Source organism: Streptomyces sp. NBC_01571 (assembly GCF_026339875.1).
Classification (GTDB): Bacteria; Actinomycetota; Actinomycetes; order Streptomycetales; family Streptomycetaceae; genus Streptomyces.
In genome coordinates this window covers 2,325,746-2,349,176 of the sequence record NZ_JAPEPZ010000001.1, presented here as the reverse complement: position 1 = coordinate 2,349,176, position 23,431 = coordinate 2,325,746, and the positions used below count along the sequence as shown (strand labels likewise).

At 66.4% G+C, this 23,431-nt stretch carries 15 protein-coding genes, 3 rRNA genes and 1 riboswitch; of the genes, 15 read left to right on the top strand and 3 right to left on the bottom strand.

Going from position 1 to position 23,431, the window contains the following annotated elements; all coding sequences use genetic code 11:
• The first annotated feature begins 94 nt into the window (after nt 1–94).
• A complete protein-coding gene (locus OHB41_RS10600) occupies nt 95–988 on the top strand; it encodes a DUF8829 domain-containing protein (RefSeq protein WP_266697587.1) in 894 nt (297 codons plus the stop codon).
• Nucleotides 989–1,059: 71 nt separating this feature from the next.
• Here OHB41_RS10600 and ptsP read toward each other — a convergent pair whose 3' ends face one another.
• Nucleotides 1,060–2,730, bottom strand: a complete 1,671-nt coding sequence (ptsP, locus tag OHB41_RS10595) for a phosphoenolpyruvate--protein phosphotransferase (RefSeq protein WP_266697586.1) — start codon at nt 2,728–2,730, stop codon at nt 1,060–1,062.
• Between the two features lie 77 nt (nt 2,731–2,807).
• Nucleotides 2,808–3,257, bottom strand: a complete 450-nt coding sequence (locus OHB41_RS10590) for a PTS sugar transporter subunit IIA (protein WP_266697585.1) — start codon at nt 3,255–3,257, stop codon at nt 2,808–2,810.
• Between the two features lie 667 nt (nt 3,258–3,924).
• On the opposite strand from OHB41_RS10590, the gene OHB41_RS10585 reads away from it, so the two are divergent.
• The 13 genes from OHB41_RS10585 (at nt 3,925) to OHB41_RS10525 (ending at nt 19,583) form a co-directional block, all read left to right on the top strand.
• Nucleotides 3,925–5,450, top strand: a 16S ribosomal RNA gene (locus OHB41_RS10585).
• A 314-nt stretch (nt 5,451–5,764) separates the two neighbouring features.
• A 23S ribosomal RNA gene (locus OHB41_RS10580) occupies nt 5,765–8,888 on the top strand.
• 86 nt (nt 8,889–8,974) lie between these two features.
• Nucleotides 8,975–9,091: ribosomal RNA gene (gene rrf, locus OHB41_RS10575) — 5S ribosomal RNA — on the top strand.
• Together the 16S, 23S and 5S rRNA genes form the textbook arrangement of a ribosomal RNA operon.
• A gap of 184 nt (nt 9,092–9,275) precedes the next feature.
• Nucleotides 9,276–9,884 carry a cardiolipin synthase ClsA gene (gene clsA, locus OHB41_RS10570; RefSeq protein WP_266697584.1) on the top strand — a complete coding sequence of 203 codons (609 nt, stop codon included), beginning with the start codon at nt 9,276–9,278 and terminating at the stop codon, nt 9,882–9,884.
• 116 nt (nt 9,885–10,000) lie between these two features.
• On the top strand, nt 10,001–12,496 hold the full coding sequence (locus tag OHB41_RS10565) for a mannose-1-phosphate guanyltransferase (protein WP_266697583.1): 2,496 nt from the start codon (nt 10,001–10,003) through the stop codon (nt 12,494–12,496).
• A gap of 154 nt (nt 12,497–12,650) precedes the next feature.
• A complete protein-coding gene (locus OHB41_RS10560) occupies nt 12,651–13,547 on the top strand; it encodes a DUF881 domain-containing protein (protein ID WP_266697582.1) in 897 nt (298 codons plus the stop codon).
• Nucleotides 13,544–13,876, top strand: a complete 333-nt coding sequence (locus OHB41_RS10555) for a small basic family protein (RefSeq protein ID WP_148007916.1) — start codon at nt 13,544–13,546, stop codon at nt 13,874–13,876. The genes OHB41_RS10560 and OHB41_RS10555 overlap by 4 nt, the downstream gene beginning before the upstream one ends.
• Nucleotides 13,877–13,881: 5 nt before the next feature.
• Nucleotides 13,882–14,742 carry a DUF881 domain-containing protein gene (locus OHB41_RS10550; RefSeq protein WP_266697581.1) on the top strand — a complete coding sequence of 287 codons (861 nt, stop codon included), beginning with the start codon at nt 13,882–13,884 and terminating at the stop codon, nt 14,740–14,742.
• A 61-nt stretch (nt 14,743–14,803) separates the two neighbouring features.
• Nucleotides 14,804–15,769: an FHA domain-containing protein gene (locus tag OHB41_RS10545; RefSeq protein WP_266697580.1), complete on the top strand. Its 966-nt coding sequence runs from the start codon at nt 14,804–14,806 to the stop codon at nt 15,767–15,769.
• Between the two features lie 42 nt (nt 15,770–15,811).
• Nucleotides 15,812–16,552 (top strand): transcriptional regulator FtsR, encoded by a 741-nt coding sequence (ftsR, locus tag OHB41_RS10540; protein WP_266697579.1) that lies wholly within the window; start codon nt 15,812–15,814, stop codon nt 16,550–16,552.
• A gap of 85 nt (nt 16,553–16,637) precedes the next feature.
• The gene (locus OHB41_RS10535) at nt 16,638–17,111 is read left to right on the top strand and encodes a bifunctional nuclease family protein (protein ID WP_006123076.1); all 474 of its coding nucleotides are present in this window, start codon (nt 16,638–16,640) and stop codon (nt 17,109–17,111) included.
• A gap of 269 nt (nt 17,112–17,380) precedes the next feature.
• Nucleotides 17,381–18,055 carry a MerR family transcriptional regulator gene (locus OHB41_RS10530; protein WP_266697578.1) on the top strand — a complete coding sequence of 225 codons (675 nt, stop codon included), beginning with the start codon at nt 17,381–17,383 and terminating at the stop codon, nt 18,053–18,055.
• Between the two features lie 121 nt (nt 18,056–18,176).
• Nucleotides 18,177–19,583, top strand: a complete 1,407-nt coding sequence (locus tag OHB41_RS10525) for a DNA polymerase IV (RefSeq protein ID WP_266697577.1) — start codon at nt 18,177–18,179, stop codon at nt 19,581–19,583.
• A 107-nt stretch (nt 19,584–19,690) separates the two neighbouring features.
• Here OHB41_RS10525 and OHB41_RS10520 read toward each other — a convergent pair whose 3' ends face one another.
• Nucleotides 19,691–20,062 carry a PRC-barrel domain-containing protein gene (locus tag OHB41_RS10520; protein ID WP_266697576.1) on the bottom strand — a complete coding sequence of 124 codons (372 nt, stop codon included), beginning with the start codon at nt 20,060–20,062 and terminating at the stop codon, nt 19,691–19,693.
• A gap of 114 nt (nt 20,063–20,176) precedes the next feature.
• A riboswitch (glycine riboswitch) is annotated at nt 20,177–20,272 on the top strand.
• A 178-nt stretch (nt 20,273–20,450) separates the two neighbouring features.
• Here OHB41_RS10520 and gcvP point away from each other — a divergent pair.
• Nucleotides 20,451–23,336 (top strand): aminomethyl-transferring glycine dehydrogenase, encoded by a 2,886-nt coding sequence (gene gcvP / locus OHB41_RS10515; RefSeq protein ID WP_266697575.1) that lies wholly within the window; start codon nt 20,451–20,453, stop codon nt 23,334–23,336.
• The last annotated feature ends 95 nt before the right edge of the window (nt 23,337–23,431 follow it).

The window sequence follows — 23,431 nt, the reverse complement described above, 5'->3', positions numbered from 1 at the left end:
GGAATGGGCCACGGGCACGTCGCCCCCGGGCCGTTGTCAGTGCCGCCGGTTACTGTGAGTGAGCATTGATCGACTGTGCACACAGGGGGAAACAATGGCGCACACCGAACACCAGACCATGCGACGCGTCCTGCGCCGTGAAATCGCCGGCACGATCGGTCTCCTGACCGACGCGCACGACTTCACGGCGATGCGGCGCTACCGCACCTTCACCTTCGACGACCACACGGCCTACCTCCAGCAGGTGGAATCCTTGCTGCGGACCCTCGCGGCCCAGGGCAGCCACACCACGGTGGCACTCTTCGACCCCGAGGAGTACGCGGAGTTCTGCGTCCACAACGGCCTGGAACCCGACGCCGCCGCCAGCCGCACCCGTTTCACCGCCGAACTGGCCTCCACCGGCTCCACCGTTCCCTATCGTGGCCAGCCTCTCGCCGAACTCGTCCCGGACCTGATCGACGAAGCCGTCCGCAAAGCGACCTGGGAGTACGCGACGACGCTCCTGGCCCGCGTCGGCAACTGCGCCTCCTGCGGTGAGGACATCGGACGCGCGTCCTTCGCGCGGGCCTCACACCTTCTCGCCCGGGTCCTCGACACCGCGGGTCCCGGCGAGCGCCATCTCGTGTGCAGCGTCTCGACGGCACCCGAAGCACTCGTCGCTGCGCTCCGAGCCCACGACGACGCCGAGGGCACCGCCCGCCTCGACGAAGCGGAAGCCCTGGAATTCACCACGGTCCTCGCCCTCGGCATCGCCACCGGGAGCGCCGGCGGCCTCGTCATGCGCACCACCGCCCCCGGCACGACCGACCGCGTCTACGGATGGCGCCTGCGCGCCGACGGACTGGAGCCCCTCACCGCCGGCGAGGTCTTCGACGCCTACTGCACCGATGCCGTGTCCGGAGACCTCGTCCCGCCGGAATCGGGCGTCGACTACTGCGTACCGCCCGACCTCGGACCCGAAGGAGGGACGACGGACCACACCCACTGAACGCGAAGGGGCGCCCCACCCGCAGGTGGAGCGCCCCTCGTCGGACGACCCTCGCTGGGCGAGGAGTCCCGTCACTCGCCGGAGAGCACCGCCTGAGCCGCCGTGCGCGCCTCCTCGGCCGTGTCCGCGGCACGTGCGGCCGCGGCGGCACGTTCGCACTGCGCGAGCGTGTACTTGGCGAGCGTCGCCCGGACGTAGGGAATCGACGCGGCACCCATCGACAGGGAGGTGATCCCCAGGCCGGTCAGGACACACGCGAGCAGCGGGTCCGATGCGGCCTCACCGCAGACACCACAGCTCTTGCCCTCGGTCTTCGCCGCCTCGGCGGACAGCGCGACCAGGTCGAGCAACGCCGGCTGCCAGGGATCCTGCAGCCGGGACACCGCGCCCACCTGCCGGTCCGCGGCGAAGGTGTACTGCGCGAGGTCGTTCGTGCCCAGGGACAGGAACTCGACCTCCTGGAGGATCGATCGCGCCCGCAGCGCTGCCGACGGGATCTCCACCATGGCACCGAACTTCGCTCGCAGTCCGGCGGCACGGCACGCGTCGGCGAACGCCTTGGCGTCGATCCGGTCCGCGACCATCGGAGCCATCACCTCGAGGTAGACCGGCAGCCCTTCCGAAGCCTTCGCCAGCGCCGTCAGCTGCGTGCGCAGCACGTCGGGGTGGTCGAGCAGCGTACGCAGACCGCGCACGCCCAGCGCCGGGTTCGGCTCGTCGGCCGGAGTCAGGAACTCGAGCGGCTTGTCCGCGCCCGCGTCCAGCACCCGTACCACGACACGCCCCTCGGGGAACGCCTCGAGCACCTGCCGGTACGCCTCTACCTGCTTCTCCTCCGAGGGCGCCTGCTTGCTGTCGTCCAGGAAGAGGAACTCGGTACGGAACAGACCGACACCTTCGGCGCCGGCCTCCACAGCGGCCGGCACGTCCGAGGGTCCACCGACGTTGGCGAGCAGCGGCACCTTGTGTCCGTCGGAGGTGGCGCCGGGACCGGTCGAGACGGACAGCGCCGCCCTGCGTTCCTCGGCGGCGGCCTGAAGCTGCGCCTTCTTCTCCGCGCTCGGCTCCACGAAGATCTCACCGGTGCTGCCGTCCACAGCGATCACGGTGCCCTCGGCGAGTTCGCCGGCGCCGGGCAGTGCGACCACGGCGGGCACGCCGAGTGCCCGCGCCAGGATCGCGCTGTGGCTGGTCGGTCCGCCCTCCTCGGTGACGAAGCCGAGCACGAGGGTGGGGTCGAGCAGCGCCGTGTCCGCGGGGGCGAGGTCACGGGCGATGAGGACGTAGGGCTCGTCACTGTCCGGGACACCCGGCATGGGCACGCCGAGCAGCCGGGCGACGATGCGGTTCCGCACGTCGTCGAGGTCGGCGACACGACCGGCGAGGTACTCGCCGGCACCGGCCAACAGAGCCCGGTAGGAGGCGAACGCGTCGTAGACCGCGCGCTCGGCCGTGCTGCCGACGGCGATACGCCGGTCGACGTCCGCCATCAGCTCGGGGTCCTGGGCCATCATGGCCTGCGCCTCGAGCACGTGCTGGGCCTCGCCCCCCGCCAGATTCCCGCGCGCAACCAGGTCGGCCGCCACGGCCTCGACGGCCTTGCGGGCGCGCCCCTGTTCGCGCTCCGCGTCTTCTGCCGGGATCTGCTTGGCAGGCGGTTCGAGGACCGCCGTTCCCATGTGCCGAACCTCGCCGATCGCCACACCGTGGCTCACGCCGACGCCTCGCAGCGTTGTCTCCATCTCACCCGTCTCCGATAGTGCGGCGGGTCCCGCCGCCGCGGTGGTTTTGCGATGTGCCGTCGAGGACGGCACAGAGGTCACTGCCAGGCGAAGAGGGTGTCGCCGGACTTCACGTCGCCGTCCTCGCGGACGTCGGAGAGGGAGTCGGCCGTGGCCTCGAGTGCGACGACCGGGCAGATCGGCGACTTGCCGGCCTGCTCCACGGCAGCCGGGTTCCAGCGCAACACGGCCTGACCGCGCGTCACGGTGTCTCCCTTGTTGACGAGCAGCTCGAAGCCCTCGCCGTTGAGCTGCACGGTGTCGATGCCCAGGTGCGTGAGCACCCCGTGACCCTGGTCGTCGACGACGACGAAGGCGTGGGGGTGGAGCGACACGATTACTCCGTCCACGGGAGCGACGGCCTCCGAGGGCTCACGTAGGGGATCGATCGCCGTACCGGGGCCGACCATCGCCCCGGAGAAGACGGGGTCCGGTACCGCGGCGAGTCCGATGGCGCGTCCCGCAAGAGGGGACGTAACGGTGGTCATGGGAAGCCTCCCAGAGGTGGAGATTCATGAGGGGCCGTCACTGCCTGTCCGGGACGGCGCACTGTTTGAGCAGGGTATGTCATATGAAGTGCCGGTTCTGCACGAGAGGTTCCGGTTGACAGACGTAGAGCACGGCGCAAACGATTTGCGCCCGCTCCGAGGCCCCCTGTACAGTCGTACTCCTGCTTGAGGCTGAGCGGCGCGTCCAAGCGTCGTTGCCTGGCAGCACCCAACTTGTCAGATCCTATCTCGGGGTCCTCTTCTGCATGTCTGCAGGATGGTGGTCAGAGAGACGGAAAAACACTGATAGTGTTTTGGAACCGCCGGAAAGGGAAACGCGAAAGCGGAAACCTGGAAAGCACCGAGGAAATCGGATACGGAAACGGTCTGATAGAGTCGGAAACGCAAGACCGAAGGGAAGCGCCCGGAGGAAAGCCCGAGAGGGTGAGTACAAAGGAAGCGTCCGTTCCTTGAGAACTCAACAGCGTGCCAAAAATCAACGCCAGATATGTTGATACCCCGTCTCCGGCCGATCGGCTGGGACGAGGTTCCTTTGAAAAAGTCCTGCCCCTTCGGGGTAGGCGCACAGCGAGGACGCTGTGAACCGGGAGGATTATTCCTCTTCCTGGTTCCGCTCTCGTGGTGTCGTCCCGATTACGGGAAAACATTCACGGAGAGTTTGATCCTGGCTCAGGACGAACGCTGGCGGCGTGCTTAACACATGCAAGTCGAACGATGAAGCCCTTCGGGGTGGATTAGTGGCGAACGGGTGAGTAACACGTGGGCAATCTGCCCTTCACTCTGGGACAAGCCCTGGAAACGGGGTCTAATACCGGATAATACCTGCCTGGGCATCTGGGTGGGTTGAAAGCTCCGGCGGTGAAGGATGAGCCCGCGGCCTATCAGCTTGTTGGTGAGGTAGTGGCTCACCAAGGCGACGACGGGTAGCCGGCCTGAGAGGGCGACCGGCCACACTGGGACTGAGACACGGCCCAGACTCCTACGGGAGGCAGCAGTGGGGAATATTGCACAATGGGCGAAAGCCTGATGCAGCGACGCCGCGTGAGGGATGACGGCCTTCGGGTTGTAAACCTCTTTCAGCAGGGAAGAAGCGAAAGTGACGGTACCTGCAGAAGAAGCGCCGGCTAACTACGTGCCAGCAGCCGCGGTAATACGTAGGGCGCAAGCGTTGTCCGGAATTATTGGGCGTAAAGAGCTCGTAGGCGGCTTGTCACGTCGGGTGTGAAAGCCCGGGGCTTAACCCCGGGTCTGCATTCGATACGGGCTAGCTAGAGTGTGGTAGGGGAGATCGGAATTCCTGGTGTAGCGGTGAAATGCGCAGATATCAGGAGGAACACCGGTGGCGAAGGCGGATCTCTGGGCCATTACTGACGCTGAGGAGCGAAAGCGTGGGGAGCGAACAGGATTAGATACCCTGGTAGTCCACGCCGTAAACGGTGGGAACTAGGTGTTGGCGACATTCCACGTCGTCGGTGCCGCAGCTAACGCATTAAGTTCCCCGCCTGGGGAGTACGGCCGCAAGGCTAAAACTCAAAGGAATTGACGGGGGCCCGCACAAGCAGCGGAGCATGTGGCTTAATTCGACGCAACGCGAAGAACCTTACCAAGGCTTGACATACACCGGAAAGCATTAGAGATAGTGCCCCCCTTGTGGTCGGTGTACAGGTGGTGCATGGCTGTCGTCAGCTCGTGTCGTGAGATGTTGGGTTAAGTCCCGCAACGAGCGCAACCCTTGTTCTGTGTTGCCAGCATGCCCTTCGGGGTGATGGGGACTCACAGGAGACTGCCGGGGTCAACTCGGAGGAAGGTGGGGACGACGTCAAGTCATCATGCCCCTTATGTCTTGGGCTGCACACGTGCTACAATGGCAGGTACAATGAGCTGCGAAGCCGTGAGGCGGAGCGAATCTCAAAAAGCCTGTCTCAGTTCGGATTGGGGTCTGCAACTCGACCCCATGAAGTCGGAGTTGCTAGTAATCGCAGATCAGCATTGCTGCGGTGAATACGTTCCCGGGCCTTGTACACACCGCCCGTCACGTCACGAAAGTCGGTAACACCCGAAGCCGGTGGCCCAACCCCTTGTGGGAGGGAGCTGTCGAAGGTGGGACTGGCGATTGGGACGAAGTCGTAACAAGGTAGCCGTACCGGAAGGTGCGGCTGGATCACCTCCTTTCTAAGGAGCATCTAGGCTGCCAGGCTTGCCTGGTGGTCCAGGGCCATTACGTCGGCACACGTTCGACGGTGGTTGCTCATGGGTGGAACGTTGATTATTCGGCACTTTCAGTCATCTCGGGCTGCCAGTACTGCTCTTCGGAGCGTGGAAAGCTGATCATGAGTGGCGAGGGTGTCGGGCACGCTGTTGGGTGTCTGAAGGTACGGCCGATTGTTGGCTGCCTTCAGTGCCGGCCCCAGTGAACTTCCCTTCGGGGCAGGGTGATGGGTGGTTGGTCGTTGTTTGAGAACTGCACAGTGGACGCGAGCATCTGTGGCCAAGTTTTTAAGGGCGCACGGTGGATGCCTTGGCACCAGGAACCGATGAAGGACGTGGGAGGCCACGATAGTCCCCGGGGAGTCGTCAACCAGGCTTTGATCCGGGGGTTTCCGAATGGGGAAACCCGGCAGTCGTCATGGGCTGTCACCCTTGCCTGAACACATAGGGCAAGTGGAGGGAACGCGGGGAAGTGAAACATCTCAGTACCCGCAGGAAGAGAAAACAACCGTGATTCCGGGAGTAGTGGCGAGCGAAACTGGATGAGGCCAAACCATATGCGTGTGAGACCCGGCAGGGGTTGCGTATGTGGGGTTGTGGGATTTCTCTTTCACGGTCTGCCGGCCGTGAGACGAGTCAGAAACCGTTGATGTAGGCGAAGGACATGCGAAAGGTCCGGCGTAGAGGGTAAGACCCCCGTAGTCGAAACGTCAACGGCTCGTTTGAGAAACACCCAAGTAGCACGGGGCCCGAGAAATCCCGTGTGAATCTGGCGGGACCACCCGCTAAGCCTAAATATTCCCTGGTGACCGATAGCGGATAGTACCGTGAGGGAATGGTGAAAAGTACCGCGGGAGCGGAGTGAAATAGTACCTGAAACCGTGTGCCTACAAGCCGTGGGAGCGTCGCGCATTGAGTTTACTCAGTGCGTCGTGACTGCGTGCCTTTTGAAGAATGAGCCTGCGAGTTTGCGGTGTGTTGCGAGGTTAACCCGTGTGGGGAAGCCGTAGCGAAAGCGAGTCCGAATAGGGCGATTTAGTAGCGCGCTCAAGACCCGAAGCGGAGTGATCTAGCCATGGGCAGGTTGAAGCGGCTGTAAGAGGTCGTGGAGGACCGAACCCACCAGGGTTGAAAACCTGGGGGATGACCTGTGGTTAGGGGTGAAAGGCCAATCAAACTCCGTGATAGCTGGTTCTCCCCGAAATGCATTTAGGTGCAGCGTCGTGTGTTTCTTGCCGGAGGTAGAGCACTGGATAGGCGATGGGCCCTACCGGGTTACTGACCTTAGCCAAACTCCGAATGCCGGTAAGTGAGAGCGCGGCAGTGAGACTGTGGGGGATAAGCTCCATGGTCGAGAGGGAAACAGCCCAGAGCATCGACTAAGGCCCCTAAGCGTACGCTAAGTGGGAAAGGATGTGGAGTCGCACAGACAACCAGGAGGTTGGCTTAGAAGCAGCCACCCTTGAAAGAGTGCGTAATAGCTCACTGGTCTAGTGATTCCGCGCCGACAATGTAGCGGGGCTCAAGCGTACCGCCGAAGTCGTGTCATTGCAGCAATAGGGCCAACGCCTGCTGTGATGGGTAGGGGAGCGTCGTGTGCCGGGTGAAGCCGCGCCGGAAGGCAGTGGTGGACGGTTCACGAGTGAGAATGCAGGCATGAGTAGCGATACACACGTGAGAAACGTGTGCGCCGATTGACTAAGGGTTCCTGGGTCAAGCTGATCTGCCCAGGGTAAGTCGGGACCTAAGGCGAGGCCGACAGGCGTAGTCGATGGATAACCGGTTGATATTCCGGTACCCGCTGTGAAGCGTCAAACATTGAACCAGGCGATGCTAAGTCCGTGAAGCCGCCCTGGAGCCTTCGGGCAAAGGGGAGTGGTGGAGCCGATGGTCCAGACCTGTAGTAGGTGAGTGATGGGGTGACGCAGGAAGGTAGTCCATCCCGGGCGGTGGTTGTCCCGGGGTAAGGGTGTAGGCCGTGTGATAGGTAAATCCGTCGCACATCAAGGCTGAGACCTGATGCCGAGCCGATTGTGGTGAAGTGGATGATCCTATGCTGTCGAGAAAAGCCTCTAGCGAGTTTCATGGCGGCCCGTACCCTAAACCGACTCAGGTGGTCAGGTAGAGAATACCGAGGCGTTCGGGTGAACTATGGTTAAGGAACTCGGCAAAATGCCCCCGTAACTTCGGGAGAAGGGGGGCCATCACTGGTGATCCGATTTACTCGGTGAGCTGGGGGTGGCCGCAGAGACCAGCGAGAAGCGACTGTTTACTAAAAACACAGGTCCGTGCGAAGCCGTAAGGCGATGTATACGGACTGACGCCTGCCCGGTGCTGGAACGTTAAGGGGACCGGTTAGTCAAACTTCGGTTTGGCGAAGCTGAGAACTTAAGCGCCAGTAAACGGCGGTGGTAACTATAACCATCCTAAGGTAGCGAAATTCCTTGTCGGGTAAGTTCCGACCTGCACGAATGGCGTAACGACTTCTCGACTGTCTCAACCATAGGCCCGGTGAAATTGCACTACGAGTAAAGATGCTCGTTTCGCGCAGCAGGACGGAAAGACCCCGGGACCTTTACTACAGTTTGATATTGGTGTTCGGTTCGGCTTGTGTAGGATAGCTGGGAGACTTTGAAGTCATGGCGCCAGCCATGGTGGAGTCGTCGTTGAAATACCAGTCTGGTCGTGCTGGATGTCTAACCTGGGTCCGTGATCCGGATCAGGGACAGTGTCTGATGGGTAGTTTAACTGGGGCGGTTGCCTCCTAAAGAGTAACGGAGGCGCCCAAAGGTTCCCTCAGCCTGGTTGGTAATCAGGTGTTGAGTGTAAGTGCACAAGGGAGCTTGACTGTGAGACCGACGGGTCGAGCAGGGACGAAAGTCGGGACTAGTGATCCGGCGGTGGCTTGTGGAAGCGCCGTCGCTCAACGGATAAAAGGTACCCCGGGGATAACAGGCTGATCTTCCCCAAGAGTCCATATCGACGGGATGGTTTGGCACCTCGATGTCGGCTCGTCGCATCCTGGGGCTGGAGTCGGTCCCAAGGGTTGGGCTGTTCGCCCATTAAAGCGGTACGCGAGCTGGGTTTAGAACGTCGTGAGACAGTTCGGTCCCTATCCGCTGTGCGCGTAGGAATATTGAGAAGGGCTGTCCCTAGTACGAGAGGACCGGGACGGACGAACCTCTGGTGTGCCAGTTGTCCTGCCAAGGGCATGGCTGGTTGGCTACGTTCGGGAGGGATAACCGCTGAAAGCATCTAAGCGGGAAGCCTGCTTCGAGATGAGTATTCCCACCCCCTTTGAGGGGTTAAGGCTCCCAGTAGACGACTGGGTTGATAGGCCGGATCTGGAAGGCGGGTAACCGCTGGAGGTGACCGGTACTAATAGGCCGAGGGCTTGTCCTCAGTTGCTCGCGTCCACTGTGTTGGTTCTGAAACCACGAACAACCGTCGTAGCTTTGCCACGGCTCCGGTTGACAGTTTCATAGTGTTTCGGTGGTCATAGCGTGAGGGAAACGCCCGGTTACATTCCGAACCCGGAAGCTAAGCCTTACAGCGCCGATGGTACTGCAGGGGGGACCCTGTGGGAGAGTAGGACGCCGCCGAACAAAATTTAGAGCTCCGGCTCTCGGGCAATACGCTCGAGAGCCGGAGCTTTTTTGTTTTCCGGGCTTTCCCAGCCGTCCTCGCAACGCGTTTTGCGGCGGGGCGCACACCCGCCGCGTCGCGGTGTCAGGGCTGCGGGTAAGGTCAGGGGGCATCGTTGGCACATTTCCCACAGGAGGCCCCCGGGTGGAGGTCCAGGAGACCCGCGTTCAGACGGACCGGGTCCTCACCATCCCGAACATCCTCAGCATGGCACGCCTGGTCGGCGTACCCATCTTCCTGTGGCTGATCCTCAGGCCGGAGTTCGGAGGCCCCAAGAGCGACGGCTGGGCCCTGCTCGTGCTCATGCTGAGCGGCATCAGTGACTATCTCGACGGGAAGCTCGCACGGCGCTGGAACCAGATCAGCAGCCTCGGCCGGCTGCTGGACCCCGCGGCCGACCGCCTCTACATCCTGTCCACTCTCGTGGGCCTCACCTGGCGCGAGATTCTGCCGATCTGGCTGACCGCCGCACTTCTTGCGCGTGAACTGGTACTGCTGGTCATGGTGGGCATCCTCAGGCGCCACGGCTATCCGCCGCCGCAGGTGAACTTCCTGGGGAAGGCAGCCACCTTCAACCTGATGTACGCCTTCCCGTTGTTGCTGCTCAGCGACGGACACGGATGGATCGCGTCACTCGGTGCGATTTTCGGATGGGCGTTCGCCGGGTGGGGTACAACCCTCTATTGGTGGGCAGGAGTCCTGTACATGGTGCAGGTCCGCCGGCTTGTCCGGGCGGACACCATCGCCGATTGAGCTCGGCCCGAGGGGGCAGTTGAAGCGCCCCGATGGCCCGCGCTCGAAAACTGCGGGACAATCTGGACGGGTGAAGTCGGCTAGTCCGTCGTCTCTTAAAGGAGGACGCTTCCGACATGAAGGCCGTAGTGATGGCCGGAGGCGAAGGTACTCGCCTTCGTCCCATGACCTCAAGCATGCCCAAGCCGCTCCTGCCCGTGGCCAACCGCCCGATCATGGAGCACGTGCTCAGGCTGCTCAAAAGGCATGGGCTCAACGAGACCGTTGTGACTGTTCAGTTCCTGGCCTCTCTGGTCAAGAACTACTTCGGTGACGGCGAGGAGCTCGGCATGGAGCTCACCTATGCCAATGAGGAGAAGCCACTCGGTACTGCCGGTAGCGTCAAGAACGCCGAAGAGGCGTTGAAGGACGACACCTTCCTGGTGATCTCCGGCGATGCCCTGACCGACTTCGACCTCACCGATCTCATCAATTTCCACAAGGAAAAGGGTGCGCTGGTCACCGTCTGCCTGACGCGTGTCCCCAACCCCCTCGAATTCGGCATCACCATCGTGGACGAAGAGGGCAAGGTCGAGCGCTTCCTGGAGAAGCCGACCTGGGGTCAGGTCTTCTCGGACACGGTGAACACGGGTATTTACGTCATGGAGCCCGAAGTCTTCGACTACGTCGAGGCGGATGTCTCGGTCGACTGGTCAGGCGATGTCTTCCCTCAACTGATGAAGGAAGGAAAGCCGGTCTTCGGATACATCGCCGAGGGCTACTGGGAGGACGTGGGCACCCACGAGAGCTACGTGAAGGCGCAGGCCGACGTCCTGGAGGGCAAGGTCGACGTCGAGATCGACGGCTTCGAGATCTCCCCGGGCGTGTGGGTCGCCGAAGGCGCCGAAGTGCACCCCGACGCCGTGCTGCGCGGGCCGCTCTACATCGGGGACTACGCGAAGGTCGAGGCGGACGCCGAAATCCGTGAACACACGGTCATCGGCTCCAACGTCGTCGTCAAAAGCGGTGCCTTCCTGCACAGAGCCGTCGTGCACGACAACGTGTACGTCGGCCAGCACAGCAATCTCCGGGGCTGTGTCATCGGCAAGAACACCGACATCATGCGGGCCGCACGGATCGAGGACGGCGCCGTCATCGGCGACGAATGCCTCGTCGGCGAAGAATCGATCATTCAGGGAAACGTACGCGTCTATCCCTTCAAGACCATCGAGGCCGGCGCCTTCGTCAACACCTCGGTGATCTGGGAGTCGCGCGGTCAGGCGCATCTCTTCGGAGCGCGCGGTGTGTCCGGCATCCTGAATGTGGAGATCACTCCGGAACTGGCGGTGCGACTCGCGGGCGCTTACGCGACGACGCTCAAGAAGGGCTCCACGGTCACCACTGCCCGTGACCACTCCCGAGGTGCGCGGGCGCTGAAGAGGGCGGTCATCTCGGCGCTGCAGGCCAGCGCCATCGACGTACGCGACCTGGAGAACGTACCGCTGCCTGTGGCCAGGCAGCAGACGGCGCGAGGCAGCGCGGGCGGGATCATGATCCGCACGACACCCGGGGTGCCGGACTCCGTCGACATCATGTTCTTCGACGGGGAAGGTGCCGACCTGTCACAGGGTGGGCAGCGGAAGCTCGACCGGGTGTTCGCGCGACAGGAGTACCGGCGCGCGTTCCCGGGTGAGATCGGGGATCTGTACTTCCCGGCCAGCGTCTTCGACTCGTACACGGGCTCCCTGCTCAGGAACGTGGACACGACGGGTGTCGCCGAGTCGGGGCTGAAGGTCGTCGTGGACGCCTCGAACGGCAGTGCCGGGCTGGTGCTTCCCAGCCTGTTGGGCAAGCTCGGTGTCGACTCCCTGACCATCAACCCCGGCCTGGACGAGTCCAGGCCGACGGAAACCGCCGACACCCGGCGGGCCGGACTGGTGCGGCTCGGCGAGATCGTCGCGTCCGCGCGCGCCGCGTTCGGAGTGCGCTTCGACCCGGTGGGCGAGCGGCTCTCGCTGGTCGACGAGAAGGGACGGATCGTCGAGGACGACCGGGCTCTCCTCGTGATGCTCGACCTGGTGGCCGCGGAACGGCGCAGCGGGCGAGTGGCGCTGCCGGTGACCACTACGCGCATCGCCGAGCAGGTGGCGGCCTATCACGGTACCCAGGTGGAGTGGACGACCACGTCGCCGGACGACCTGACCCGGGTCGGACGGGACGAGTCGACGATCTTCGGTGGTGACGGCCGCGGCGGCTTCATCATCCCGGAGTTCAGCAGTGTGTTCGACGGGGCGGCCGCCTTCGTCCGCCTCATCGGACTGGTGGCGCGGACGCAGCTCACGCTCAGCCAGATCGACGCGCGGATTCCGCGGGCGCACGTCCTCAAGCGGGACCTCGCGACTCCCTGGGCGGTCAAGGGCCTCGTGATGCGCCGAGTCGTGGAGGAGGCGGGGGACCGGTTCGTGGACACCACCGACGGTGTTCGGGTCGTGGAGGCCGACGGGCGCTGGGTGATGGTGCTGCCCGACCCCGCCGAGGCCGTGACGCATCTCTGGGCCGAAGGTCCCGACGTCGCGTCGGCTGAGGCCCTGCTCGACGAGTGGGCGGCCGTCGTGGACAGCGCCGGCCGCTAGCCGCAAACAGGCGGCGTTCGCCCCGTCGCGCGAGCGTCGCCTGGTTCGAGGCAGGCACACGCGCGTGCCGGACAGGTGTCCCCAAGGGGGGCCTGTCCGGCACGCGGGTGGGGCCATTCGGAGGTAGCACCCACGACGTGCGACGATGTGCGGCATGCCGCAGCAGCCCCCCGTTCGGAGCACACCTCCGCGCCCCCCGCGCCCGGACGCCTCCATGTCGCTGCTCACCAACGTCATGGACCACAGCCTCGACGACGGATACGCCGAGGCGGCCGCCCGCAGGAAGACCGAAGGCGCCGGCGGCATGCCGAAGACGGTACGGGCGAAGCTCGGTCTCGCCGCCGGTCTCGTGCTCGCCGCCCTGGTCGTGACCGTGGGAGCGGCCAACGCCCGGATCGCGGCGCCCGTGGTGGCCAAGGAGCGCCAGGAACTCATCGACCGGATCCAGCGCGAGACCTCGTCCGCGGACAAGCTCGAGAGCAGTGTCGACACCCTGCGCGACGACGTGAGCGCCCGGCAGCGCGAGGCGCTGAAAAAGCAGGGGGGCGGCGACCAGGCCGACCTGGTCGGCATCCTGTCGGGTGCCGTCGCCGTGCACGGTCCCGGCGTGAAGCTGGTCGTGAACGACGCCAAGGAAGCCACCCAGGGCGGTGACGGCGATCCGCGTGAGACCAACGGGTTCTCGGATACCGGCCGGGTCCGTGACCGTGACATGCAGCGGGTCGTCAACGGGCTCTGGGAGTCCGGTGCGGAGGCCGTGTCGATCAACGGACAGCGGCTGACGGCGCTCTCGGCGATCCGGGCCGCGGGAGACGCGATACTGGTCGACAACAAGCCGCTGGTGCCGCCCTACACGGTGCTCGCGGTAGGGGACGGCGAGCGGCTCAGCACCAGGTTCCAGAACAGTGCCGACGGGCTGTATCTTCACGCCCTTCAGGAGAACTACGGCATCCGGACCAGCATCTCCGTCGACGACGACGTCCGGTTGTCCGCTGCACCAAGTGTGATCGTACGTACAGCACAGCCGAGCACAGAGAAGGGCACATCGTGATCGCCGTACTGGGCCTCGTCGTGGGAGTCGTGGCTGGATTGTTGGTCCGGCCCGAGGTTCCGGTGATCGTGGAACCTTACCTTCCGATCGCCGTCGTGGCGGCGCTCGACGCCGTCTTCGGAGGCCTGCGCGCGATGCTCGACGGCATCTTCGACGACAAGGTCTTCGTCGTCTCGTTCCTGTCGAACGTGGTCGTCGCCGCGCTGATCGTCTTCCTGGGCGACAAGTTGGGCGTCGGCGCCCAGCTCTCCACCGGTGTCGTGGTCGTCCTCGGTATCCGTATCTTCTCCAACGCCGCGGCGATCCGCCGGCACGTGTTCCGGGCGTGAGGCCGATGAGCAACGAGGGTGAGACCCCCGACAACCGACTGCGCAGGGAACTTCCCGAAGAGGTTCCGGCCGCGGCCGCCGAGAGCTCGGCTCCCCAGCAGCAGGGCGCGCCCCCGCCGGAGGACGCGGAGGCCGCCACGGCGCTGACCGGCCGTCAGCGGCTGGTGAAGGGGCTGTGGCCGCCGAGAGTGTCCCGTGCGCAACTCATCGTCGCGCTGCTGCTGTTCGGCCTCGGCTTCGGTCTGGCCGTCCAGGTGGCGTCCAACAGCGACAGCGGCAGCGCGCTGCGTGGCGCACGTCAAGAAGATCTCGTACGTATCCTCGATGAACTCGACAACCGTACTCAGCGTCTTGAAGACGAGAAGCAGGGTCTCGAAGATCAGCGCACCGAGCTGGAGAACAGCTCGAACCAGGCTGCCGAGGCGCGCAAGCAGACGGCCGAGAAGGAGAAGCAACTCGGCATTCTGGCGGGCACGGTGGCGGCGCAGGGACCCGGCATCACGCTGACGATCAACGATACGAAGGGGACGGTCAAGGCGGACATGCTGCTTGACGCGATCCAGGAGCTGCGCGCGGCCGGTGCGGAGGCGATTCAGGTGAACGGTGTGCGGGTCGTCGCCAGCACGTATCTGAGCGACTCCGGGAAGGGCGTGAGCGTGGACGGGAACAAGATCACCCAGCCCTATCGTTTCAAGGTCATCGGCAAGCCGCAGGACCTCGAGCCGGCGCTCAACATCCCCGGAGGCGTGGTGCAGACTCTGGAGAAGGAGCAGGCCACCGTCACGGTGGAGCGTGCGACGAAGATCGTTGTGGACGCCTTGCGGGCCGCGAAGCTGCCTGACTACGCTCGGTCCTCCTCCCAGTGAGCCGGGGGCGCATGCGGGTGGTGCGGCGAGGGCATGAGGTTGCGGGGGGTCGGCGCACCGAATGGGTGGTGCGTGGTGGAAACTGTCTGGTGGATACGGACGTTGTGAGGATGTCCGGGTCGACCGGTGTGTGCAATCAGGGTTCGTCCTGCCCCACGGGCGGGTCTGTTTCGGTCAAGGGGAATCGCCCGTGAAGTTGTTTGCGAAGTTGTTCGGCAAGAGCGCACGCGAGGGCGGCGACAACGCCCGGCACCGTGCACCACGCCATGGAGACGTGGAGGGCCAGGGTGGCGAGCGCCCGCTGTTCCGGGACCAGGTCGCTGGTCCGGGCGGCGACATTTCCGGTGGTCAGGGCGCGCCGTCTGTTGACCCTGCCCAGTCCGGCCGCATAGGTTTCGGGGAACCGTCAGCCTCAAGTACGGGTGGAGGGTTCGCTGCCGACCCGTACGCGTCTCATGTCCCCGGGGGGCAGCCGCGGCAGGAGGATCCCATGTCGGCCCTGGTGTGTACGAGGTGCGGTAACCGCAACGCGGAAAACAGCCGCTTCTGTTCGAACTGCGGTGCGCCGCTGCGGCCCGGGGCCGTCCCGGAGCGTGCGTCCGAGACGACGTCGACGATCTCCATCTCGGGCCTGGAGGCCTACGATGCCGAGGTCACCGGTCAGACGCAGATGCCCACGCTCTCTCCGGAGGCGCAGGCCGCCGTGGACGCCCTGCCGCTCGGCTCGGCGCTCCTGGTGGTCCGCCGCGGTCCGAACTCGGGCAGCCGCTTCCTCCTGGACGGTGAGCTGACCACGGCCGGGCGCCATCCGCAGAGCGACATCTTCCTCGACGACGTGACCGTGTCGCGTCGTCATGTGGAGTTCCGTCGTGCCGCGGACGGTTCGTTCACGGTCGCCGACGTGGGCAGCCTGAACGGGACGTACGTCAACCGGGAGCGGATCGACTCGGTTCCGCTGTCGAACGGCGACGAGGTGCAGATCGGTAAGTACCGGCTGGTCTTCTACGCGAGCCAGCGGGGTATCTGACCCTTCCCCAGACTCCGTCCGGGGGGACCCCCAGGAAGGTCCATGCTTCGATCACCGAGCGGCGGTGCCGGCAACGGTACCGCCGCAGCGGACAGTGGGCTGATGAGTATCGGCGCGGTGTTGAACGCGCTGCGTGACGAGTTCCCCGAGGTCACCATCTCCAAGATCCGGTTCCTGGAGTCGGAGGGGCTCATCGAGCCGCGGCGGACACCCTCGGGGTATCGCAAGTTCAGCGCGGACGACGTCGAGCGGCTCGGGCACGTCCTGAGGATGCAGCGGGACCACTATCTTCCGCTGAAGGTCATCCGCGAGCATCTGGACGCCCTGGAGCGCGGCGAGCCCGTACGGCTGCCGTCCCTGGGACGCCAGCGCGACGGGGGCGACGCGGAGCTGCCGGAGCCCGACGCGCCCACGGCGGTGCGGGTGGGCCGTTCGGAGCTGCTGGCCGCCGCGGAGATCGGCGAGCGGGAACTGCAGGAGTGGGAGTCGTACGGGCTCATCGCCCCACTGGCGGAGGGGACGTACGACGCCGAGGCGGTGACGGTCGCAGCGCTCGTCGTCGAGCTGGGGCGGTTCGGTATCGAGCCACGCCATCTGCGGGCGATGAAGGCCGCGGCCGAACGGGACGCGGGGCTGGTGGACCAGGTGGTGGCCCCGCTGAGGCGCCACCGCAATCCGCAGACCAGGGCGCACGCGGAAGCGCGTACGAAGGAGCTGGCGGGGCTCACGGTGAGGCTGCACGCCGCACTCGTGCAGACCGCGCTGGGCGTAAGGCTGCCCTGACCTCGGGCCCTGACAGTCGGCCGGATCGCCCACCCGTTCTGTGCTCGACTACCCAAACGTCCCGGGCACGGCCTAGGGTTGCTGTGTGAACGAGCTCGATGTCGTAGGTGTCCGGGTCGAAATGCCCTCCAACCAACCGATCGTGCTCCTGCGTGAAGTGGGAGGCGATCGCTACCTCCCCATCTGGATCGGACCGGGGGAGGCGACGGCGATCGCCTTCGCCCAGCAGGGCATGGCCCCCGCGCGACCGCTGACCCACGACCTGTTCAAGGACGTGCTGGAAGCCGTCGGCCAGGAGCTCACCGAGGTGCGCATCACCGATCTGCGCGAGGGGGTCTTCTACGCGGAGCTGGTGTTCGCCAGCGGGGTCGAGGTCAGCGCCCGTCCGTCCGACGCCATAGCGCTGGCGCTGCGCACCGGAACGCCGATCTACGGCAGTGACGGGGTGCTCGACGACGCGGGAATCGCGATTCCGGACGAGCAGGAGGACGAGGTGGAGAAGTTCCGGGAGTTCCTCGACCAGATCTCGCCCGAGGACTTCGGGACCAACAGCCAGTGACGGGCCGGGTGCCCCCGGCGGGCGCCCGGACACCCGTTCCCGCAGCTGTGCCGTGTCACGGGATCGGAGTAGTCCGGGCGGCAATTGCCCGTGGCGACTGTGGCGCGCTGCGGCTCACTCCGAGAGCATTCGGCTAGCCTTTCCCCGCGGTGGGACACGGGAAACCACTCTCAGGGTGATTATCACTCGGCGTGCCGAGTGTGGCGATCGTTGACGCGCCCCTGGTGACTGCCTACCGTCGAGAAGGCAGGTCAAGGACGGAGGTCGGCGTGAGAAGCAGCGGCGACGGTACGGCTGGGGGTGCCCCCGGACGCGGTCTGGGGGAGAGCGGCCCGTACCCTCCCCCAAGCTCTCGGCTCGGCTCGAGCAGGGGGTACCCCCACCACGACAGCACGGCCGACCACGCTCCACAGCGGCCGACAGCGGTGCCGGGCGAGGGCGGGACGGCGGCCGAGGAGATCGGCTACCGGGGGCCCACGGCGTGTGCCGCCGCGGGCATCACCTACCGGCAGCTCGACTACTGGGCGAGGACCGGTCTGGTCGAGCCGAGTGTGCGGCCCGCCTACGGGTCGGGGACGCAGCGGTTGTACAGCTTCCGGGACGTGGTGGTCCTGAAGATCGTGAAGCGGTTCCTCGACACGGGAGTGTCGCTGCAGAACATCCGCACCACGGTCCAGCACCTCAGGGAGCGAGGCTTCCGGGACCTGGAGCGGATGACGCTGATGAGCGACGGCGCGACCGTCTACGAGTGTTCCTCGCCCGACGAGGTCCACGCCCTGCTCCAGGGCGGCCAGGGCGTTTTCGGGATCGCCGTGGGCGTGGTGTGGCGGGACGTCGAGAACGCCCTCTCACAGTTGCACGGGGAGCGGGTGGACACGGGCGAGACGCTCGTCGGACACAACCCCGCGGACGAGCTGGCACGTCGGCGCAACCGCGCGGTCTGACGGGCGGGGCGGCCCGACGGTCCGCGCGGCCCGGGGGCCGGTGCGGTCCGGTGGGCGGCGCGGTGGGGCGGGGCGCCGGAGTCCCGGGGCAATGTCAGTGGCGTAGGGCAGCATCGGGGGTGTGAGAAACGCGCCCACGATCCTGCATCTCGACATGGATGCCTTCTTCGCCTCGGCGGAGCAGGCGTCCAAGCCGAGCCTGCGGGGGAAGGCCGTCGTCGTCGGCGGCCTCGGGCTGCGCGGCGTGGTCGCCACCGCCTCCTACGAGGCCCGTGTCTTCGGGGTGCACTCGGCGATGCCCATGGCCCAGGCGCGCAGGCTCGCACCGAACGCGGCGTATCTCGTGCCGCGCTTCGGGCTCTACCGGGAGATCAGCGACCAGGTGATGGGGCTGCTGCGGACGCTGTCCCCCCTGGTGGAGCCACTGAGCCTGGACGAGGCGTTCGTCGATCTGGAGGCCGGCGGGACGGCCTGGGACGACGCCTCGGCGAGGTTGGCCGGGGTGAAGCTGCGCGCGGACATCAGGGCCGTCACGGGCCTGACGGGCTCCGTGGGGCTCGCGGCCTCCAAGATGCTCGCCAAGATCGCCTCCGAGCAGGCCAAGCCCGACGGCCTGGTGGTGATCGAGCCGGGGACGGAGCGCGCGATGCTCGGACCGATGCCGGTGCGGACCCTGCCGGGCGTGGGGCCCGCCACCGGGGACCATCTGCGGCGGGGCGGGATCAACACGGTCGACGAGATCGCCGAGGCGGGGGAGGACGAGCTCGTACGGCTGCTGGGCAAGGCCCATGGCCACGCGCTGTACGCGATGGCGCTGGCGCGCGACGAGCGGCCCGTGGTGGCCGAGCGGGAGACGAAGTCCGTGTCGGTCGAGGACACGTACGACGTGGACATCCATGACCGGGTGCGGGTCGGGCTCGAGGTGCAGCGGCTCGCTGACCGGTGTGTGCAGCGGCTGCGCCGGGCGGGGCTGTCGGGACGGACCATCGTGCTGAAGGTGCGCAGGTACGACTTCTCGACGCTGACGCGGTCCGAGACGCTTCGGGGGCCCACGGACGACCCCGCGGTCGTCCGGGAGGCGGCCGGGCGGCTCCTGGAGGCGGTGGACACGACGGGGGGCGTACGCCTGCTGGGTGTCGGTGTCTCGGGGCTCGCCGACTACACGCAGGAGGACCTCTTCGCGCAGGCCCAGGCGCAGGCCAGGGCCGCGGAGGAGGAGACGGCGGCGCAGGAGCACCCCGACGAGGAGGCGGCTGAGGAGTCGGCCGTCGAGCAGGTGCCGGCGGTCGAGCGGCGCTGGCCCGCGGGGCACGACGTGCACCACGCCGAGTACGGGCACGGGTGGGTGCAGGGCAGCGGGCTGGGAAGGGTGACGGTGCGATTCGAGACGCCCGACTCGGAACCGGGGCGGGTGCGGACGTTCCGTACGGACGACGCGGCCTTGGAGCCGGCGGATCCCCTGCCGTTGGTGCCCCGAAGACCCGAGGGTTCGTCAGGGGTGTCCGCCGGTGCGCCCGGGAGGGCATGAGACCCGGCACGGCACCGGCGACGGGCCGGGCACCGCGGGCCGTTCCCGGACGGTCGCCCGGTCCGCCGTAGGCCGGAGGCGGTCACCCGCGCTGCCGAAGGGGTGCCTCAGGCATCGTCCGTTCCCGCCAGACGGCCGAAGTCGCGGTCCGGCGGAGGAGCCGGGGGCGTCACGTCGAGACCGTAGTGGTGATACAGCTGGAGTTCCTGCTCCGGAGAGAGATGACGGCCCACGCCGAAATCGGGGGCGTCCTTGATCAGGGCGCGTTCGAAGGGGACGCGCAGGCTGCCCTCGACGAACTCGCTGGGCTCCAGCGGCACGAAGGCGTCCCTGCTGAACAGGCCCGTACGTATGGCGGCCCACTCCGGTATGCCGGTCGCGTCGTCCAGATAGACCTCGTCGACCGTGCCGATCTTGGCGCCATTGCGGTCGAGCGCCTTGCGGCCGATCAGATTGCGCGGATCGATGTCGGTCTGCACGGGCCCTCCACTCGATTGCAACTCATCCGTAGGCACTACGAAAGAGCACATTCGTGACGGTGGCCACTCGAAAGCCCGTGCGTTGTTCTCGCTGGTACCCTGGCAAGCGGCTGCTGATCCCGTGCGGGAGAGTCCTCCAGACACCATCGGAGGCGCCGAAGGAGCAAATCCTCCCCGGAATCTCTCAGGCTCACGTACCGCACGGACGAGGTCACTCTGGAAAGCAGGGCGGGGCTGACGCCTTCCGCTCTCACCGACGGTGAAAGCCGGGTCGCAGCGAGCGGGCGGACCGGTGAAGCTCTCAGGTCAGATGACAGAGGGGGAGGCCGTCGGGGCACCCGCGCCGTGGTGCCCCTCGAAGGTCGTGTGTGACCAGGAGGCCTCCGCAATGACCGCCCATCGCATTCCGCTCTCCGAGCTCGAACAGGGAATCCCCTTCGAGCAGCGCCACATCGGGCCCGCCCCGGAAGCACGGGCCAAGATGCTCGCGCAGGTCGGGTACGGCTCGCTGGACGAGCTGACGGCCGCCGCCGTGCCGGACGTGATCAAGAACGCCGAGGCGCTCGAGCTCCCGGGCGCGCGCACCGAGGCCGAGGTCCTGGCCGAGCTGCGCTCCCTCGCGGACCGCAACCAGGTTCTCGACCCGATGATCGGCCTCGGTTACTACGGCACCTTCACGCCGCCGGTGATCCTGCGCAACGTCATGGAGAACCCGGCCTGGTACACCGCCTACACGCCGTACCAGCCGGAGATCTCGCAGGGCCGCCTGGAGGCGCTGCTCAACTTCCAGACCGTGGTCGCCGAGCTGACCGGGCTGCCCACCTCCGGCGCCTCGCTGCTCGACGAGGGCACCGCGGCCGCCGAGGCGATGGCGCTGTCCCGGCGCATGGGCAAGAACAAGAAGGGCCTCTTCCTGATCGACGCGGACGCCCTGCCGCAGACCGTCGCCGTCATCGAGACCCGCGCCGAGCCCACCGGCGTCGAGGTCGTCGTCGCCGATCTGAGCGAGGGCATCCCGGCCGAGATCGCCGAGCGCGAGATCAACGGCGTGCTCGTCCAGTACCCGGGTGCCTCCGGTGCCGTACGCGACCTCAAGCCCGTCATCGAGCAGGCGCACGAGCTCGGAGCGGTCGTCACCGTCGCCGCCGACCTGCTCGCCCTGACCCTGCTCACCTCGCCCGGCGAGCTCGGCGCCGACATCGCGGTCGGCACCACCCAGCGGTTCGGCGTTCCGATGGGCTTCGGCGGTCCGCACGCCGGATACATGGCGGTTCGCGAGAAGTTCGCGCGCAGCCTGCCCGGCCGGCTGGTCGGCGTCTCCGTCGACGCGGACGGGCACAAGGCGTACCGGCTCGCTCTGCAGACGCGCGAGCAGCACATCCGCCGTGAGAAGGCCACCAGCAACATCTGCACCGCGCAGGTGCTGCTCGCCGTGATGGCCGGCATGTACGCCGTCTACCACGGGCCGGACGGACTGCGGACGATCGCCCGTCGCACCCACCGCTACGCCACGCTCCTCGCCGAGGGGCTGAAGGCCGGCGGCGTCGAGGTCGTGCACGGCGCGTACTTCGACACGCTGACCGTCCGCGTGCCGGGCCGCGCCGCCGACATCGTGACGAGCGCGCGAGACCAGGGTGTCAACCTCCACCTCGTCGACGCCGACCACGTGTCGATCGCCTGTGACGAGACCACCGCACGCAGGCAACTGGGTTCCGTGTGGGCCGCGTTCGGCGTCGAGGGCGACATCGAGGCGCTGGACGAGAGCACCGAGGACACCCTGCCCGCGGCGCTGCTGCGCACCGACGACTACCTCACGCACCCGGTGTTCCACCAGTACCGCTCCGAGACCGCGATGCTGCGCTACCTGCGCAAACTCTCCGACCGCGACTACGCGCTGGACCGCGGCATGATCCCGCTGGGCTCCTGCACCATGAAGCTCAACGCGACCACCGAGATGGAGCCGGTCACCTGGCCCGAGTTCGGCCAGCTGCACCCCTTCGTGCCCGCCGAGCAGGCGCAGGGTTACCTCACGCTCATCGAGGAGCTGGAGACGCGGCTCGCCGAGGTCACCGGCTACGACAAGGTGTCGCTGCAGCCCAACGCCGGTTCGCAGGGCGAGCTGGCCGGTCTGCTCGCGGTCCGCGGCTACCATCGGGCCAACGGCGACGAGCAGCGCACCGTCTGCCTGATCCCGTCCTCGGCGCACGGCACGAACGCCGCGAGCGCCGTGATGGCCGGCATGAAGGTCGTCGTCGTGAAGACCGCCGAAGACGGCGAGATCGACATCGCGGACCTGCGTGCCAAGATCGAGCAGCACCGCGACGAGCTCGCCGTGCTGATGATCACGTACCCCTCGACGCACGGTGTGTTCGAGGAGCATGTCGCCGACATCTGCGCCCAGGTGCACGAGGCGGGCGGGCAGGTGTACGTCGACGGCGCCAACCTCAACGCGCTGGTGGGCCTCGCCAAGCCGGGCCACTTCGGCGGTGACGTCTCGCACCTCAACCTGCACAAGACGTTCTGCATCCCGCACGGCGGCGGCGGTCCGGGCGTCGGCCCGGTCGGCGTGCGCGCGCACCTGGCGCCGTTCCTGCCGAACCACCCGCTGCAGCCCGCCGCCGGTCCCGAGACCGGTGTCGGCCCGATCTCCGCCGCGCCCTGGGGCTCCGCGGGCATCCTGCCCATCTCGTGGGCGTACGTCCGGTTGATGGGCGGCGAGGGCCTCAAGCGGGCGACGCAGGTCGCCGTGCTGTCGGCGAACTACATCGCCAAGCGTCTGGAGCCGCACTACCCGGTGCTGTACACCGGTCCCGGCGGGCTCGTCGCCCACGAGTGCATCATCGATCTGCGTCCGCTGACGAAGGCGACCGGCGTCAGCGTCGACGACGTCGCCAAGCGGCTCATCGACTACGGCTTCCACGCGCCCACCATGTCCTTCCCGGTCGCGGGCACGCTGATGATCGAGCCGACCGAGTCCGAGGACCTGGTCGAGCTCGACCGGTTCTGCGAGGCGATGATCGCCATCCGCGCGGAGATCGAGAAGGTCGGTTCGGGCGACTGGACGGTGGACGACAACCCGCTGCGGAACGCGCCGCACACCGCCGCCGCGCTCGGCGGTGAGTGGAAGCACGCGTACACGCGTGAGCAGGCCGTCTTCCCGGCCGGTGTCGCGGCCGCGGACAAGTACTGGCCGCCGGTGCGCCGAATCGACCAGGCGTACGGCGACCGGAACCTGGTCTGCTCCTGCCCGCCGCTGGACGCCTACGAGGACTAGGCCGACGAGGGCCGGCCGAAGACCTGAGGACCGGCCCTCACGGACCAAGAACGACTTACGGGACCCTCAGCTCAGGGGACCGGACTCGTTCGGGA

Coding starts and splice junctions, on each gene's coding strand:
- OHB41_RS10600 (WP_266697587.1), top strand. CDS start 95: ATGGCGCACACCGAACACCAGACCATGCGACGCGTCCTGCGCCGTGAA.
- ptsP (WP_266697586.1), bottom strand. CDS start 2,730: ATGGAGACAACGCTGCGAGGCGTCGGCGTGAGCCACGGTGTGGCGATC.
- OHB41_RS10590 (WP_266697585.1), bottom strand. CDS start 3,257: ATGACCACCGTTACGTCCCCTCTTGCGGGACGCGCCATCGGACTCGCC.
- OHB41_RS10565 (WP_266697583.1), top strand. CDS start 10,001: ATGAAGGCCGTAGTGATGGCCGGAGGCGAAGGTACTCGCCTTCGTCCC.
- OHB41_RS10560 (WP_266697582.1), top strand. CDS start 12,651: ATGCCGCAGCAGCCCCCCGTTCGGAGCACACCTCCGCGCCCCCCGCGC.
- OHB41_RS10550 (WP_266697581.1), top strand. CDS start 13,882: ATGAGCAACGAGGGTGAGACCCCCGACAACCGACTGCGCAGGGAACTT.
- OHB41_RS10545 (WP_266697580.1), top strand. CDS start 14,804: ATGGGTGGTGCGTGGTGGAAACTGTCTGGTGGATACGGACGTTGTGAG.
- ftsR (WP_266697579.1), top strand. CDS start 15,812: ATGCTTCGATCACCGAGCGGCGGTGCCGGCAACGGTACCGCCGCAGCG.
- gcvP (WP_266697575.1), top strand. CDS start 20,451: ATGACCGCCCATCGCATTCCGCTCTCCGAGCTCGAACAGGGAATCCCC.